The following is a 13,719-nucleotide window of genomic DNA, read 5'->3' as shown; positions in this document are numbered from 1 at the left end:
ATCCCGACACCCTCGGAAACCTACCCTCGGGCGCATGCTGATCGTCGAACTGGCCTTCTCGGCCACCCCAGAGCGCCTCGCGGCGCGTCCCGCGCACCGTCTGATCCTCCAGCGGCTCCATGACGAGGGCCGTCTCATCGCCGCAGGCCCGTGGGCGGATGACACAGGTGCGCTCCTTGTCTTCGCCATCGGATGGGAGGAACTGGACCGCCTGCTCGAAGCCGATCCGTACTACAGGGCACCCGGGGTCGAGGTGCTCGGCGTCCGCGAGTGGGCGCCGGTGGTCGGCCAGAACCGGCTGACTCACGAACGAACCTGAGCCCGGGCGGCGGCCGGTCGTCGAGCCCATCGGTCATCGATGGCGCCCGCCACGGGCCGGGGGCTACGCTGCGGCCGACGGCCACCAAACGATCTTCAGCCGCCCGCACGGGCGCGCTGGACGATCACGTGGTGGCCGTCCTCTCGCCCCGCCTCCGGCTGCGGCACACCACCACGGCTGACCGGGGAGCGGGCCGTGGTTCTTCGAGTTCGGTCACCGCGACAGGTGCGCGCCAGCGCTCGCGGTGTCGACGACGCGTTCGGCGAGCAGGATCGCGGCGACCGCCTCCGGGGCCTCGCGCATCGCGTTGTGGACGGTCGGGATGTCGTGGACCTGCCAGTCGGGATCGGCGTCGAGCCGGGCGCGGAGTGCGGCGAACGGCGTCCGGTCCTCCCAGCCCGAGCAGTAGACGAACTCCCGGCGCGGCACCTCGCCGAACGCCCCCGTGAGCCGGATCCTCTGCAGGAGCGAGGCGAGGGGATGAGGACGGCGGCGGGCGTCGCCGTCGCCCGGCGGGCGGACGGCATACCCGAGGCCCGCGGCACCGGCGACGAACGACTGCCGATAGCCCTCGGACGTCGACGACCAGCACGACTCGCCATCGCGCGGGACGTAGCCGTCCAGATGCACCACGCGTGAGACCCGGCCGCCGGCGCGGTCCGCGGCCGCGGCGATCACCATCCCGCCGTAGCTGTGGCCGACCAGCGTCGCGTCGGTGATGTGGGCGTCATCGAGGAGCCGCACCACGTCGTCCGCGTGGGTGTCGAGGTCGGCGGCCGCGACCGTCGCCTCGTCGTCGTCCGGCCGGAGACCGGTCAGGGGCAGGGCGTGGACGGTGTGACCGGCGCGCTCCAGCAGCGGGACCACCTTCTCGAAACACCAGGCACCGTTGTGTTCCTGGCGTCCGACCTCGCCCGCGAGGTTTTGCTCGCCCTGACCGGTCCCCGGAACTACGACGGCACCACGCCCGGCTACACCCGTGCCGCGCGCGCTCGGCTCCTTCACGTCCTCGTCGATGAACTCCGCGAAGCGGACGAACAGCCACTGCACCTACCGCAACCCCAGGACGATCGGCTCCAGGCCATCGCCCGGATGCTGCACGAGACACCGGGGGACAGCGCCACGCTGGCCGAACTCGGGACGAGGATCGGAGCCAGTACCCGCACCCTCAGCCGCCTGTTCCGCAACGAGTTCGGCATGACGTTCTATGAATGGCGCACGCAGCTCCGCGTCTATCACGCGCTCGTGCTCCTCGCCGACGGCCACGACACCACCCGGACCGCCCACGCCTGTGGATGGGCCAACCCCAGCGGCTTCATCGCGGCGTTCACCGACATCATCGGAACCACCCCGGGCCGCTACCGAACCGGCCGCTGACCACCGTCTTCGATGTTTGGCGTGCTGCCCTACCGTTTACGCGGCACGAGTCCGGTCTCGAAGGCGATGATCGCCAGGTGGACGCGGTCCCGGGCCTCGAGCTTGGCGAACAGGCGCGCGACATGGGTCTTCGCCGTCGCCACACTGATCACCAATCGCTCGGCTATCTCGGTGTTCGACAGTCCCTGTCCGACCAGTGCCAGCACCTCGCGCTCCCGGTCGGTGATCCCCGCGATGGGACCTGAGTCCGCGGCGGGCTCGGCCTCTGGTTCGGGGGCCGCGGGGCCGGACGTTCCGGCGAAGTCCGCGATCAGCCGTCGGGTCACGCTCGGCGCGATCAGCGCGTCGCCGGCCGCCACCACGCGGATCGCGTCCAGGATCGCGTTCAGGGCCATGCTCTTGAGCAGGAATCCGCTGGCCCCGGCGCGCAGTGCGCCGTAGACGTACTCGTCGTCGTCGAAGGTCGTCAGCACCAGCACCTTGGGCGGGTCCGGCTCGGCGGTCGCCTGCCGGGTCGCCTCGATCCCGTCCATGCCCGGCATCCGGATGTCCATCACCACGACGTCCGGCCGCAGCTCACGCACCAGGCGCACCGCCTCGCGGCCGTCGCCGGCCTCCCCGGCGACCTCCAGGTCGTCGGTGTCGCCGATCAGGATCCCGAGCCCGACCAGCATCAGCGGCTGGTCGTCGACCAGCAGCACCCGCACGCTCATGCCGGGAGCCTCGCCGCCACGCGGAATCCGCCCTCCGGACGCCGGTCCGCGCTGAACTGGCCGGACAGCAACGTCACCCGCTCGCGCATGCCGAGCAGGCCGAAGCCGCTTCCGCCGGCCGCCGCCGGGGGCCTCGGACGTCCCGGCCCGCCGGGACCGTCGTCCCCGTCGTCCACCACCTCGATCGTCACTCCTTCCGGTTCGTAGCCGACCGCGACCCGGCACGTCCGCGCCCCGGAGTGCCGCACCACGTTCGTCACCGACTCCTGGATGATCCGGAAGGCCGACAGTTCGATCTCCGGCGGCAGCGGACGCTGCTCGCCCTGCCAACTCACGTGGACCCGCACTCCGGCGTCGGCAGTGCGTTTGGCGAGCTGCGGGACGTCGGCCAGGCTGCCGGCCGGCGCCAGCGGGGCGGCCTCCGGCATGGCGTCGTCCGGCTCGGCGCGGCGTAGCGCCCCGAGCATACGCTGCAGCTCGAGCAGCGTCTCCCGGCTGGTGGTCTCGATGCCGGTCAGCGCCTTCCGCGCCTGCTCGGGCCTGGTCTCCACGACCCGCGCCGCCGCTCCCGACAGCACCGTGATGATCCCGATGCTGTGCGCGACGCTGTCGTGCAGTTCGCGGGCGATCCGCAGCCGCTCGGTCACGATGGCGCGGGCCGCGGTCTGCTCTTGCAGGGCTTTGCGGTATTCACGGCGTTTGCGGTTCACCTGTACGAAGACCCACGCGATCGCGACCGTCAACGGGTACTGCGCGGCCCACTGGGCCGCGTCGACGACGGACTGCCCGGGGACGTGCAGGTCGTTGACGTACGCGGCCGCGACGGCCGGGACGGAGCCGACGGCGGCGACCTTCGGGCGCCGGACGGCGAGGTACACGCCCAAGGCGGTGATCAGGACGAACACGATCGAGGGCCGTGCGCCGAGGATGTCGCCGAGGACCGATTCGCCCAGGAGCGTCGCGAAGACCACCGTCGGCAGACGGCGCACCAGCAGAATTGGAAGGGCGAGCACGACGCACAGCCCCATCGTCTGGAAGTCCCCGAGGCTGGAGAACCGGTACAGGTCGTCGTAGTGCGAGACCATCGACTTGTAGAGCGCCAGCGCGTAGAGGCAGGCGGTGGCCGGCACCACGGCCTGTGATGACATCAGCCAGATCACGGGTCTCGATGTCGAGAGACGCTGGAGAAGCTCTTCCACACGCAGATCGTATTCAGCGGCTTCGGCTCTGCGCGTCGCCCCGGGGATGTACGCGGGGTACACCGCCGGGCCGATGGCCTGGGAACGGTGACATCCCCCGGCCGACGCGACGGACGGCGTTCCGTTCCTAGGTTCAAGGCCATGACGAATGCGCCCTTGATCGATCTTGTCGATACGGCAAAGAAATACGACGACGGCCCACCCGCGCTGGCCGGTGTGACCTTGTCCGTGGTGCCCGGTGATTGCGTGGCGATCCTCGGTCATTCCGGCAGCGGCAAGTCCACCCTGCTGAACCTGATCGCCGGTCTGGACAGGCCCTCCAGCGGCACCGTGACGGTCAACGGCACGCGCGTCGACCGGCTCGGTGAGGCCGGTTCGGCGAAGTACCGCCGGGAGTCCATCGGCATGGTCTTCCAGTTCTTCAACCTCCTCGACGATCTGACCGTCCTGGACAACGTCATGATCCCGGCGCAGCTGGCCGGGATGGGCAAGGGCGAATCCAAGCGCCGGGCCGCCGAGCTGCTCGGCACGCTGGGCATCGAGCGGCAGGCCAAGGCCTATCCGCAGCGGCTGTCGGGGGGGCAGCGGCAGCGGGTGGCGGTGGCCAGGGCCCTGATGAACAAGCCGGCGCTGCTGCTGGCCGACGAGCCCACCGGCGCGCTCGACTCGAGCTCGGCCGCCGACGTGCGCCAACTGCTGCTGGACCTGAACAGCGAGGGTCAGACCATCCTGCTGGTGACCCACGACGTGCAGCTGGCCGCGAGCACCGCGCGTCGCACGATCGAGTTGGTGGACGGTGCGGTCGAGCGGGACGTCGTCAACAGCGGCCGCAGTGCCGGCCTGGCCACCTACTCGTCGCTGCCCCGTCCGGCGGGAGCGGTCGAATGACGCTGCGCAAGCCTCCGCTGCCCCGGCGCCTCTTCGAAGCCGGATTCCACGCCATGGCCCGTCCGCTGCCGGCGGTGAGCCGGTGAGTGCCCTCGGTAAGGTCGTACGCTCCGGCGTGGGACGACGTCGGGTCCAGACCCTCGTCATGGCCCTGACAACGCTCACCGCGGTGACGTCGTCAGTACTCTCACTCGGTCTGCTGACCGTCGTGCAGGCCCCGTTCGAGCACGCTTTCAGTACTCGGAACGGGGCGCACCTGGCGGTCCAGTTCAACGGCTCGAAGGTCACGGCCGCGCAGGCCGCCGCCACCGCGCACGCCGCCGGCGTCACCGAGGCCGGCGGTCCGCACCCGATCGCCGCCGCCCTGGACACGACCATCGGAACCGACTGCCCCAAGCAGGCCTGGGCCGGTCACGACAACGGTCCGCTCACCGTCACCACCCGGCCCGACCTGGGCAGCACCTCCGGGATGGACCAGTTGGCGCTGACCCGGGGGCGCTGGCCGACGGGCCCAGGCGAGATCGCCCTGCCGTCGCAGCACTATGCCGTCGACTGCTTCGGCTCTTCGGTGGTGTTCTCCTCCCTGCAGGGCAAACCGTCGTTCAAGGTCGTCGGCTTCGCCAATTCGGTGACCAGCAGCGCGACCGCCTTCGCCACCGCCGACGGCTTCGCGCGGCTCACCGCCGCCGGGGCCAAATCCGACAGGCAGATGCTCTACCGGTTCGCCAAGGCCGGGACCGACGCCGACATCGCCACCGACAAGCAGGCGGTGGCCGCCGCCGCGCCACCCGGCACGGTCGAGGCCGGACAGTCGTACCTGACCTCGGAATGGCAGGTGAGCGGCAACGCCAAGGCCTACGTGCCGTTCCTGGTCGCCTTCGGGATCTTCGGGCTGATCCTGTCGGTGCTGATCATCTCGATCGTGGTCAGCGGGGCCGTGGCCGCGGGGATCCGGCGCATCGGGATTCTGAAGTCGTTGGGCTTCACCCCCTCGCAGGTGGTCCGCGCCTACACCGCGCAGGCCATGATCCCGGCGACAGTCGGCGTGGTGCTCGGCACGGTCTTCGGCAACCTCCTGGCCGTGCCGATCCTGGACGAGGCCACCAAGCAGCTCGGCGCGCCCAGTGCCACGATTCCGTTGTGGGTCAGCGCCGTGGTGGCGCTGGGCACCCTGCTGGTCGTGGGCGTCACGGCTTCGATCCCGGCACTGCGGGCCGGCCGCATGCCGGCGGTCCAGGCCCTGCTGGTCGGCCGCACCCCCAAGGCCGGGCGCGGTCGGACGGCGCAGCGTCTGGCCTCGCGGCTGCCGCTGCCCCGGGCCATGTCGCTGGGACTGGCACAGCCCTTCGCGAAGCCGGCCCGGGCCGTACTGGTCGGGGCGGCGGTGCTGCTCGGCGCGGTGACCCTCACCTTCGCGGTGGGGCTGGAGGCCGGGTTCAGCAAGTACCTGCAAGTCAACACCGCAGGCTTCAACCACGCGTCGGCGTACGTGATACCTACGGCCGACGTAGGCAAGTCCTTGGGTCGCTACGGCCCCAACGACCCGCGCCACCAGTACCTGGACGCCCCCAGGGTGGCCGCCGCGCTCGCCAAGACCCCGGGCACGAAGGCCGCGTTCGGCTGGGGTGACAGCGGTGCGACCATGGTCGGCGCGCCGCCCGGCGGCGAAACGCCGAAGGTGTTCACGGTCAGCGGCGACTTCTCCTGGACGGGCCTGCAGCTGGTGTCCGGCCGCTGGTACTCGGCGCCCGGCGAGGCCGTCGTCGGCGACAAGCTGGCCATGACGGTGGGGATCCACGTAGGTGACAACGTCACCGTGATGCAGCGGAACAAGCGAACGTCACTGAAGGTCGTCGGCGTCGAGTTCGACACCAATCTGGGCGACTACACGGTCATGACGGATGCGGCCACCTTCAGCGCCGCCGGTCTGACCCCGCGCATCGACATGTTCAACGTCGATCTGGCCTCGAACGTCAAGGCATCGGACTGGTCCAAGTCGGCCGCCGCCGCGCTGACCCCGCTGAACGCCTCGGTCGAGCCGAGCTCGGGCGGGACCAACCTCGTGGTGGTCATCATGGGCGCCCTGGTGGCCACGCTCACGCTGATGCTGATCGCGGTCGCCGCGCTCGGGGTGCTGAACACCGTGGTGCAGGAGACCCGGGAGCGGGTCCATGACCTGGGGATCTTCAAGGCCCTCGGGATGACACCCAAGCAGACCATCGCGATGGTCCTGACCTCGGTGACGTTCACCGGCCTGATCGCCGGGCTGATCGGGGTACCGATCGGGGTCGCGGTGGAGAAGGCGACAATGACCCGGATGGGGCACGCGATCGGCCGCCACCTGCCGCCGAGCGTGACCCACACCTACAGCGCCGGGTTGCTCCTCCCCCTGCTGGCCGGCGGGATCGTGATCGCCCTGCTCGGGGCGCTGCTGCCGGCCGTCTGGGCGGCACGCTCCCGAACCGCCACCGCGCTGCGGACCGAGTAGAAGCCGCCGGTCGCCGCCGTAAGAGCGGTGCTGGGCACTGCACGGCGCAGCAAGAACGGAACGCCGACCTCCCCCGGTCGATACCCCCGGGAGGTCGGCATTCCGGCAGGAGAGCCGATGCGCCGGGCCCTAAGATCACCGTGGCCGGGGCTTCCGGCCGGTACCGGTTCGCTCAGGAGCATCGCGATGCAGTCGACATCGGGTTTCGCCGACCCTTACGACCCCACGGCCGAGGAGGTCGTCCGGTGGGCCTATGACCCGGACGCCTACGCGCCGACGCAGGACTTCGACCTCATGCTCGACAGCGTGGACGTCTCCCGAGTGCTCCCGGGCCTGGTGGCCGATCCGGAATGCCCCAAGCGAGGTTTCTTCCTCGGGGCGCTCTACGTCATCTCCGGCGACGCCGTGCGTTCCAAGTACAGCCTCAAGACGCGCGAGCATCTCAAATCGCTGCTGCGGCTGGCGGACGAGTTGGACGAGCCGGTGACCGCGACCTGGGCGCGCCGGACCCGAGCGCTGATGGCGAATCCGGAGACGTTCGAGTACGACCTGTGGTGCGACGGCGGCCTCGCACGCCGACCCTACGACGACCCCGCCTGACCTTGGTCAGGGAACAACGGGCCGTCACTCGGCCCAGGGGTTCTTCCGGATGATCTCGACGAAGTCCTCGCGCTGGTAGCCGGGCATGAAGTGCGCGAGGACGTCGGCGTTCACGTTGCCGAACGTGGTCTCCGGACGGCGGACGTTGCCCTCGGTGAACGCCGCGAGGATCCGGTTCTTGAAGTCGGGGCGCGGGTGCGCGGCGGTCACGGACTCACGCTGGGCGTCGGTGATGTCGTGGTACCAGATGCCGAGCACGTCCGTCTCGACCCCGGCGGTCACGAGCGCGACCTCAGGCACCATGAACTCGGGCACGCCGGGCGTGGTGTGGAGGGCGATGCCGGTCCACACCGCGGTCGCGCGGTCGGCCTCGACGCCGCGGTCGGTGAGGAAGTCGCGGGCGGCGTTCGCCCCGTCGACCTCGAAGCGCAGCGCCGAGTCGTGGTAGGCGTCGGTGAGGCCGAGGTCGTGGAACATCGCCCCGGCGTACAGCAGCTCAAGATCGACGTCGAGTCCACGCCGCTGCCCCATGAGCGCTCCGAAGAGGAACACCCGGCGCGAGTGGTCGTAGAGCAGGTCGCTCTCCTGGTCACGGACGTACTCGGTGATCTCGCGCACGAGGGCGGTGTCGGGAATCGTGATCCCCGCGATGGTCTCGGCCATGTTCGCCTCCTTCCGGCTGGGCTCGTCGGATGAGCCCCTCTTCAGAGTCTCGCCGGGCGTGACCCTGGGGAGGGGTGTCTAGATTGACAATGACCCCACAGATTTGGACATCATTGGGGCATGGACCTTCATCAGGTCGTGTTCCTCGTGTTCGAGGGCGTGAAGCACCTCGACGTCGCGGGGCCCGCCGAGGTGTTCGCGGAGGCCTCCCAGCCCGGTTCGGGGTATGAGCTCAGCTATGTCTCTCCTTCCGGGGGCCCGGTCGGAACGTCGATCGGAGCCCGGATCGAGGTGGGCCGCGCCGCCCAGGAGGTCACGCACGCCGACACGGTGATCATCCCTGGAGGCGACGCGCTGCCGACCGCTCCCGTGGACGCGGAGCTGCGCGCGGCGACCTCGCACCTGGTGGACGTCGCGGACCGGGTCGCCTCGGTGTGCACGGGGGCGTTCCTTCTCGCGTCCGTCGGCGCGCTGGACGGCCGGCGGGTCACGACGCACTGGGCGCACGCGGCGCTGCTCGCGCGGATCTGTCCCACGGCCGAGGTGATCCCGGACGCGCTGTTCGTGCGGGACGGCGCGTTCCACACGTCCGCCGGAGTCTCGTCGGGGATCGACCTCGCGCTCTCACTCATCGAGGCCGACCAGGGCCCCGACCCGGCCCGGGACGTCGCGCGGCAACTCGTCGTCTACATGCGCCGTCCCGGCGGGCAGTCGCAGTTCTCCGCGATGCTGGACGTGTCGCCGGGCACCCAGGCCGGAGTCAGACGTGTGCTGGAAGCGGTGTCGGCTAAGCCGGAGGCCCCGCACGGGATGGCCGACCTCGCCGCGATCGCGGGTGTGAGCCCCCGGCACCTCGCACGCCTCTTCCAGGCCGAGATCGGAATGTCTCCGGTCAAGTTCGTGGAGCAGGTCCGCCTGGAGACGGCGAAGACGCTGCTTCTGCGGGGAGAGTCCGTCGCCGTCACCGCCCAGCGAGCAGGCTTCCAGAACCCGGAGACGATGCGCCGCGTGTTCGTGACCAGCCTCGGAATGCCCCCGAGCGTCTACCGGCAGCGATTCACCACAACGAACCGAGCCGACTAAGAACTCCGCCCCCACCGTTTCCTTTTCGTGGCTCCGCAACGGAGCTTCCGGCCTTCGGCTCCGGCATGACTTCCCCCCTTGTTGTTCATGATCCGGGGGGGTGGTGTCACCGGGCCCGGAGGCATCGACGGACCGCTGATGAGGGGCTTGAGCACCGGCTTCACCCGAACGCGCCGAGGGCAAGAGACACAACGCTGCGCTCATCTGCCTCGCCCGCCGCCGCAGCGACGTCCTGTTCGCGATGCTCCGTGACAAGCAGCCCTACCTACCAGCACGCCGACCAGCTGCTCAGGCCGCCTGACACCACCGCCTGAGAAGATCACTAACATGAGTGAGCTCACCCCAGACCTGGTCACCACCGCCATCCAAAACTGCGGACCAGGTTGGGAGGCAGCGGGCATCCAGTGGCAGCTCATCACCGGGCCCCCCACCGACAAGCCCGCGACCGGGGTGATCTGCGAAAACGCCGACAGCCTCGCCCAGCTCACCGTCTGGGCCAGCGGAGAAGCCGAACTCGATCTCGGTCATCCCACCACCGATGCCACGACGGGCATCCACTACGACCTCGCCACCCTGGAAGACCTGAACGCTTGCCTCGACAAACTCACAGAGCTACTCAGCAAGCACCCCACTGCTTGACGAAAGCTATAGGGACCCCACCGAGGAGTTGCGCGCGCCGACGGATCAGGTCCGGACGGGCGTACTGTGCGAGGACGGGCGGGGAGATGCGCGATCGGAGGTCCGGGTGATGGCTCGGCGTTCACGGCTTTCTCCGTGCGGCGATGTCAGCCCGACCGACTGGGTGGTCGCCGGCGTCGGGCCGTTCGGATCCGGGGTGGGCGGTCTGGTGCCGCACGGTTTCGAGGCGTACGCGCGGATCCTGCACCCGGCCTACGCGGCCGACAGGAGCCCGGTGACCTGGGCACAGGTGGCTGCGTGGACGGGCGGGGTGGTGCATCCGCGGGTGCAGTTCCAGTCGCTGGCCGGGCCCGTGCCGCGTACGGCCGTCGCACGGCCGTGGGTGGAGGAGCCCGACCCGGGGTCGCTGGCTCCGGAGCTGTTGGCGGCGCTGTGCGAAATCCTCACCAGGCACACCAAGTCGGCCGGTCGCTGCTGGTTCTGCGTCTGGGACGGGTACGGGCCGTCCTCGGAGGGGGCGACCGCCACGTTCACGGCGGACGCGAGTGAAGAGTGGGAGCCCGACGTGCTTCCGCCGGAGTTCCCGCCGGAAATAGTCGAAGGCCCTCGAGTGGAGTTGCCGGAACGCGCATATCTCCTGCTCGAGGGCCCTCTTGACGCCGCCGGGGAACTCGCGATGCCGCTCTTTCCGCAGTCACCCAACCTGTTCTGGCCCGATGACCGGGCGTGGTGCGTCACGACGGAAACGGATCTGGACTCCACCTACCTCGGGGGGCCCGCGGCGCTCATTGCCGAGATACTGGCGGACGAGCGCCTGGAGGCCGTCCAGGTCGATGTGACCGACCCGGTGTGGGCGGACAGCGACGAGGTCAACCGGTAGTTCGGCGTCAGCAGTGGATGGACACCGTCGGGGTCCTCTTCCCAACGGTGATGACGCTCGGGGAGTATCCGGCGGGCGCGTAGAGGGTGGCGACGGCTTCGCCGTGGTACTTGCCGGTCCTGCAGACGAGCGCCGCGTTGCCCTTGGCCGTGCGCGCCCCGGTGCTGCCGAACGCCTTGATCTTGCTTCCGCGGTTGCTGAAGAGGCCGACCTTCCCGCGGATCATGCGGAGCGGCTGGGTGCAGGTCACACCGGTGCGGACGTTGACGGTGCCGTGCACGTGACCGGAGTTGTGCGGGATGCCGCCGTGGTCGCCGATGAACCGGATCTCGCAGTGGATGACCCTGGTGCCGCGGGCCACGGAGCGGGACGAGAAGTCGACTTTGTACTTGACCGGGGCCGCGGCCCCGGCGGGCGTCGCCGCCTCCGCCGTCGCCATGGTGCCGGCGACACCCATGACGGCCACGGCCCCCACCACAGCCAGCTTCCGCCGCAGACCCGCCGCGGAACCCCGACGCTGCTGTCGCATGTGCTACCTCCCGCATTTGTCGAACCAAGATCCCCGAATGAGAAATGCGAGTTTTGCAGCACAAATGAACAGTCGTCAAGAAGTGTCACCCAAGTGCAAGTGGCCACGAGTGGCCATTCCTTCGCAAATGGCGCATATCAGCTTTAGTTGACCCATTTCAGTCTTGGGGGCAGCGATCTACAGGAGTGTGATGGCTGGGTGTCAACCCGCCGACCGGCGGACTGCTCTCTGTGTCGGGCTGATGGGTTCCCCCTGTTGGGGGAGGCTGTGTGGTCGCGTGGGGGAGGTGCGGGGTGGGGCCGTTCGGAGATCGTTTCGGGCATGAGCTTTTCGCTTCAGACGCGAGTGGTCCGCCGGGTGGGCTGGGCCGGGGCGTTGTCGCTGGCGCCTTATGCGACGATCAAGACATATTGGGCATGTGGCGGCCGGGCGGGCATGCCTCCGGAGTGGGAAATGGTCGCCGAGTTCCGCAAGAACGGCGCACCGTCCGCGGTCATCTGGATGGAGCGACACGGCCTGGATTTCACGGCATTGCTGGCGGCGGTGGGCGCCGTTCTGGTCTTGGCACTTGCCTGGGATTGGGGAAGACGGCTGCCCAGCCTGAGCCTGCTGATTCCTGCTTGGTCGGGCGCGGTGTTCTTCGTGCCCTATGGCCTGCTCGCCGCAGTCTTCGCGCTTGCCGGGGGGAGTGCCGACGATGGACCGAGCCTCACACCCTGGATCGCCGTCGCCGGAGTCCTGGCTTTTTGCGGGGTGGGCGGGTCCCTGGGGGTGTGTGCCTGGTCGTACCGCCGACGGACGCACCCCTGACCAGACGCCTCCAAATGAAGAACGCCCCTCGTTCCGCCCGTGATGGGGGAGCGGGGGCGTTTCTGTGTTCGTGACTCAGACGTTCTTGATGATCTGAGTGAGGGTTGCGAGGTTCTCGCGCGTCACGGTGAGGTGGGGGCCCTCAGGGTCCTTGCTGTCGCGGACGCCGACAACGCGAGTGAAGTTGGCGAGTTCGATGCAATTTCCGCCGTTCTCGCCGCTGTAGCTGCTCTTTCTCCAGCAGAGAATGCCATGCTGCATGGTGTGCGGCTCCTTCCTGGGTATGTAGACCAGCGGGTGCCCCCTGTCGATACCCATGCTCTGGGCCGTCCAGGCCCGTCTCGGCAAAAGAAGAACGCCTCTCGTTCCGTCGTACGACGGAACGAGAGGTGTTGCTGTTCTGGTTTTTCAGCTGTCCTTGATGATCTCCGTGAGGGCTGCGAGGCTCTCGCGTGTCATGGTGAGGCGGGGACCTTCGGGGTCCTTGCTGTCGCGGACGCTCACGACGGTCGAGGTGTCAGCGAGCTCGATACAGTTGCCGCCATTGTCGGCGCTGTGGCTGCTCTTTCTCCATTGCGGGGTGCCCTGCTTCATAGCTCCTCATGTGCCTTTCGAATCATGTCGATCGACATGTTCTCTGGGAGTGCTCTGGACTGGAGATGTCTGAGAGTTTCCGACAGGTTGCTGAGGTCGTCGCGGGCATCGGTCGTAATGCCTCGGATCGCGGTATCCATATATGCTACCGCGCTCAGGTCCGGCAGGGTAGCGACGACGAAAGCTCCTCCGGCTCCGACGGGACGGCCTGCGGGCATCACGATCTGGACCGAGATGTTCGGGAGTTCTGCCATGGCGCACAGGTGGGCCAGCTGTTCCTGCATCGTTTCGCGAGTCCCGATGGGGTTCGAGAGAACCGTCGGAGACAACAGCGCTGTGAAGGAGATGGGGAGCGGCTCGGACCTGGTGAGGAGTGATTGCCGGTCGAGCCGGTTCTTGACGGCGTCCTCGCTTGTGAGGAGCTGGCGCGCGTAGGCCTCGGTTTGGAGGAGGCCTGGGACGATCACCGGTTCCCACGTGATGAGCGCCGTGGCTTCGCCCTCGATGGCGGACCAGTCGAGGAACCATGACGGGACCGGGCTTCCGTCTCGGTAGAGGTCCTCCCACAGTTCCAGGAGGGCTCCATTCGCTCTGGTCAGCTCGTCGACGACCGTGGTGAACTCCCGCTTGCAGGGGCGCTTGCCGGTCTCGACCAGGGAGACGAACGAGACGCTTGTGTGTGTTCGCGTGGCTATGGATTCCTGTACCACGCCCGCTTTGGTCCGGTAGCGCTTCATCTGGCTGCCGAACGCTTTGAGGGCGGGCTCCGTCGTGGGCCGCTGGCGGCGAGGGGGCATGAGTGAAGATCCTTTGACTGGGGCGACAACGATCTCTCATGGCTTTCGGCCTTACGACGAATCACGCTAGTCGATTGCCCGTCCACAAAGTCAAGGGATATCACCGAAGTGGCAGAAGAAAAACGTCACGGAGGGAGGGT

At 68.8% G+C, this 13,719-nt stretch carries 17 protein-coding genes and 1 pseudogene; 10 read left to right on the top strand and 8 right to left on the bottom strand.

Going from position 1 to position 13,719, the window contains the following annotated elements:
• Nucleotides 1–34: 34 nt before the first annotated feature.
• Nucleotides 35–319 carry a YciI family protein gene (locus AB0L06_RS35080; protein WP_500235476.1) on the top strand — a complete coding sequence of 95 codons (285 nt, stop codon included), beginning with the start codon at nucleotides 35–37 and terminating at the stop codon, nucleotides 317–319.
• A gap of 213 nt (nucleotides 320–532) precedes the next feature.
• Here AB0L06_RS35080 and AB0L06_RS35075 read toward each other — a convergent pair whose 3' ends face one another.
• Entirely contained in the window at nucleotides 533–1,324 is a 792-nt protein-coding gene (locus AB0L06_RS35075; protein ID WP_500235591.1) for an alpha/beta fold hydrolase, read from the bottom strand.
• An 87-nt stretch (nucleotides 1,325–1,411) separates the two neighbouring features.
• On the opposite strand from AB0L06_RS35075, the gene AB0L06_RS35070 reads away from it, so the two are divergent.
• A complete protein-coding gene (locus AB0L06_RS35070) occupies nucleotides 1,412–1,696 on the top strand; it encodes a helix-turn-helix transcriptional regulator (RefSeq protein ID WP_500235475.1) in 285 nt (94 codons plus the stop codon).
• Nucleotides 1,697–1,725: 29 nt separating this feature from the next.
• Here the strand turns inward: AB0L06_RS35070 and AB0L06_RS35065 are convergent, their stop codons facing one another.
• A complete protein-coding gene (locus AB0L06_RS35065; protein WP_500235474.1) occupies nucleotides 1,726–2,409 on the bottom strand; it encodes a response regulator in 684 nt (227 codons plus the stop codon).
• Nucleotides 2,406–3,557, bottom strand: a complete 1,152-nt coding sequence (locus tag AB0L06_RS35060; RefSeq protein ID WP_500235473.1) for a sensor histidine kinase — start codon at nucleotides 3,555–3,557, stop codon at nucleotides 2,406–2,408. Before AB0L06_RS35060 ends, AB0L06_RS35065 begins: the two co-directional genes overlap by 4 nt.
• 192 nt (nucleotides 3,558–3,749) lie before the next feature.
• Here AB0L06_RS35060 and AB0L06_RS35055 point away from each other — a divergent pair, with 192 nt between their 5' ends.
• From AB0L06_RS35055 to AB0L06_RS35045, 3 genes are all read left to right on the top strand, one after another.
• Nucleotides 3,750–4,496 carry an ABC transporter ATP-binding protein gene (locus tag AB0L06_RS35055; protein WP_500235472.1) on the top strand — a complete coding sequence of 249 codons (747 nt, stop codon included), beginning with the start codon at nucleotides 3,750–3,752 and terminating at the stop codon, nucleotides 4,494–4,496.
• Nucleotides 4,497–4,665: 169 nt separating this feature from the next.
• Nucleotides 4,666–6,984, top strand: coding sequence for an ABC transporter permease (locus AB0L06_RS35050; protein WP_500235471.1), 2,319 nt, complete (start codon nucleotides 4,666–4,668; stop codon nucleotides 6,982–6,984).
• A 186-nt stretch (nucleotides 6,985–7,170) separates the two neighbouring features.
• Nucleotides 7,171–7,584 (top strand): hypothetical protein, encoded by a 414-nt coding sequence (locus AB0L06_RS35045; RefSeq protein ID WP_500235470.1) that lies wholly within the window; start codon nucleotides 7,171–7,173, stop codon nucleotides 7,582–7,584.
• 24 nt (nucleotides 7,585–7,608) lie between these two features.
• Here the strand turns inward: AB0L06_RS35045 and AB0L06_RS35040 are convergent, their stop codons facing one another.
• The gene (locus AB0L06_RS35040) at nucleotides 7,609–8,247 is read right to left on the bottom strand and encodes an HD domain-containing protein (RefSeq protein ID WP_500235469.1); all 639 of its coding nucleotides are present in this window, start codon (nucleotides 8,245–8,247) and stop codon (nucleotides 7,609–7,611) included.
• A gap of 120 nt (nucleotides 8,248–8,367) precedes the next feature.
• On the opposite strand from AB0L06_RS35040, the gene AB0L06_RS35035 reads away from it, so the two are divergent.
• The 4 genes and pseudogenes from AB0L06_RS35035 to AB0L06_RS35020 all read left to right on the top strand — a co-directional run bounded on the left by AB0L06_RS35035 (nucleotide 8,368) and on the right by AB0L06_RS35020 (nucleotide 10,849).
• Nucleotides 8,368–9,330, top strand: coding sequence for a GlxA family transcriptional regulator (locus AB0L06_RS35035; protein ID WP_500235468.1), 963 nt, complete (start codon nucleotides 8,368–8,370; stop codon nucleotides 9,328–9,330).
• A gap of 172 nt (nucleotides 9,331–9,502) precedes the next feature.
• A pseudogene (locus AB0L06_RS35030) lies at nucleotides 9,503–9,631 on the top strand (IS110 family transposase); the annotation flags it as partial.
• A 26-nt stretch (nucleotides 9,632–9,657) separates the two neighbouring features.
• Entirely contained in the window at nucleotides 9,658–9,969 is a 312-nt protein-coding gene (locus AB0L06_RS35025; RefSeq protein ID WP_500235467.1) for an immunity protein TriTu family protein, read from the top strand.
• 109 nt (nucleotides 9,970–10,078) lie between these two features.
• Entirely contained in the window at nucleotides 10,079–10,849 is a 771-nt protein-coding gene (locus AB0L06_RS35020) for a hypothetical protein (RefSeq protein ID WP_500235466.1), read from the top strand.
• Between the two features lie 7 nt (nucleotides 10,850–10,856).
• Here AB0L06_RS35020 and AB0L06_RS35015 read toward each other — a convergent pair whose 3' ends face one another.
• Nucleotides 10,857–11,378: a hypothetical protein gene (locus tag AB0L06_RS35015; protein WP_500235465.1), complete on the bottom strand. Its 522-nt coding sequence runs from the start codon at nucleotides 11,376–11,378 to the stop codon at nucleotides 10,857–10,859.
• Between the two features lie 321 nt (nucleotides 11,379–11,699).
• On the opposite strand from AB0L06_RS35015, the gene AB0L06_RS35010 reads away from it, so the two are divergent.
• Nucleotides 11,700–12,188 (top strand): hypothetical protein, encoded by a 489-nt coding sequence (locus AB0L06_RS35010; RefSeq protein ID WP_500235464.1) that lies wholly within the window; start codon nucleotides 11,700–11,702, stop codon nucleotides 12,186–12,188.
• Between the two features lie 75 nt (nucleotides 12,189–12,263).
• Here AB0L06_RS35010 and AB0L06_RS35005 read toward each other — a convergent pair whose 3' ends face one another.
• From AB0L06_RS35005 to AB0L06_RS34995, 3 genes are all read right to left on the bottom strand, one after another.
• Nucleotides 12,264–12,449: a DUF397 domain-containing protein gene (locus AB0L06_RS35005; protein WP_500235463.1), complete on the bottom strand. Its 186-nt coding sequence runs from the start codon at nucleotides 12,447–12,449 to the stop codon at nucleotides 12,264–12,266.
• Nucleotides 12,450–12,596: 147 nt separating this feature from the next.
• Complete coding sequence (locus AB0L06_RS35000) at nucleotides 12,597–12,782, bottom strand: DUF397 domain-containing protein (RefSeq protein ID WP_500235462.1); 186 nt, start codon at nucleotides 12,780–12,782, stop codon at nucleotides 12,597–12,599.
• Entirely contained in the window at nucleotides 12,779–13,579 is an 801-nt protein-coding gene (locus tag AB0L06_RS34995; protein WP_500235461.1) for a helix-turn-helix domain-containing protein, read from the bottom strand. Before AB0L06_RS34995 ends, AB0L06_RS35000 begins: the two co-directional genes overlap by 4 nt.
• Between the last annotated feature and the right edge of the window lie 140 nt (nucleotides 13,580–13,719).

The organism is Spirillospora sp. NPDC052269 (assembly GCF_040679435.1).
In the GTDB taxonomy this organism is placed as follows: domain Bacteria; phylum Actinomycetota; class Actinomycetes; order Streptosporangiales; family Streptosporangiaceae; genus Spirillospora.
This window is presented reverse-complemented; position numbering and strand designations above follow the sequence as displayed.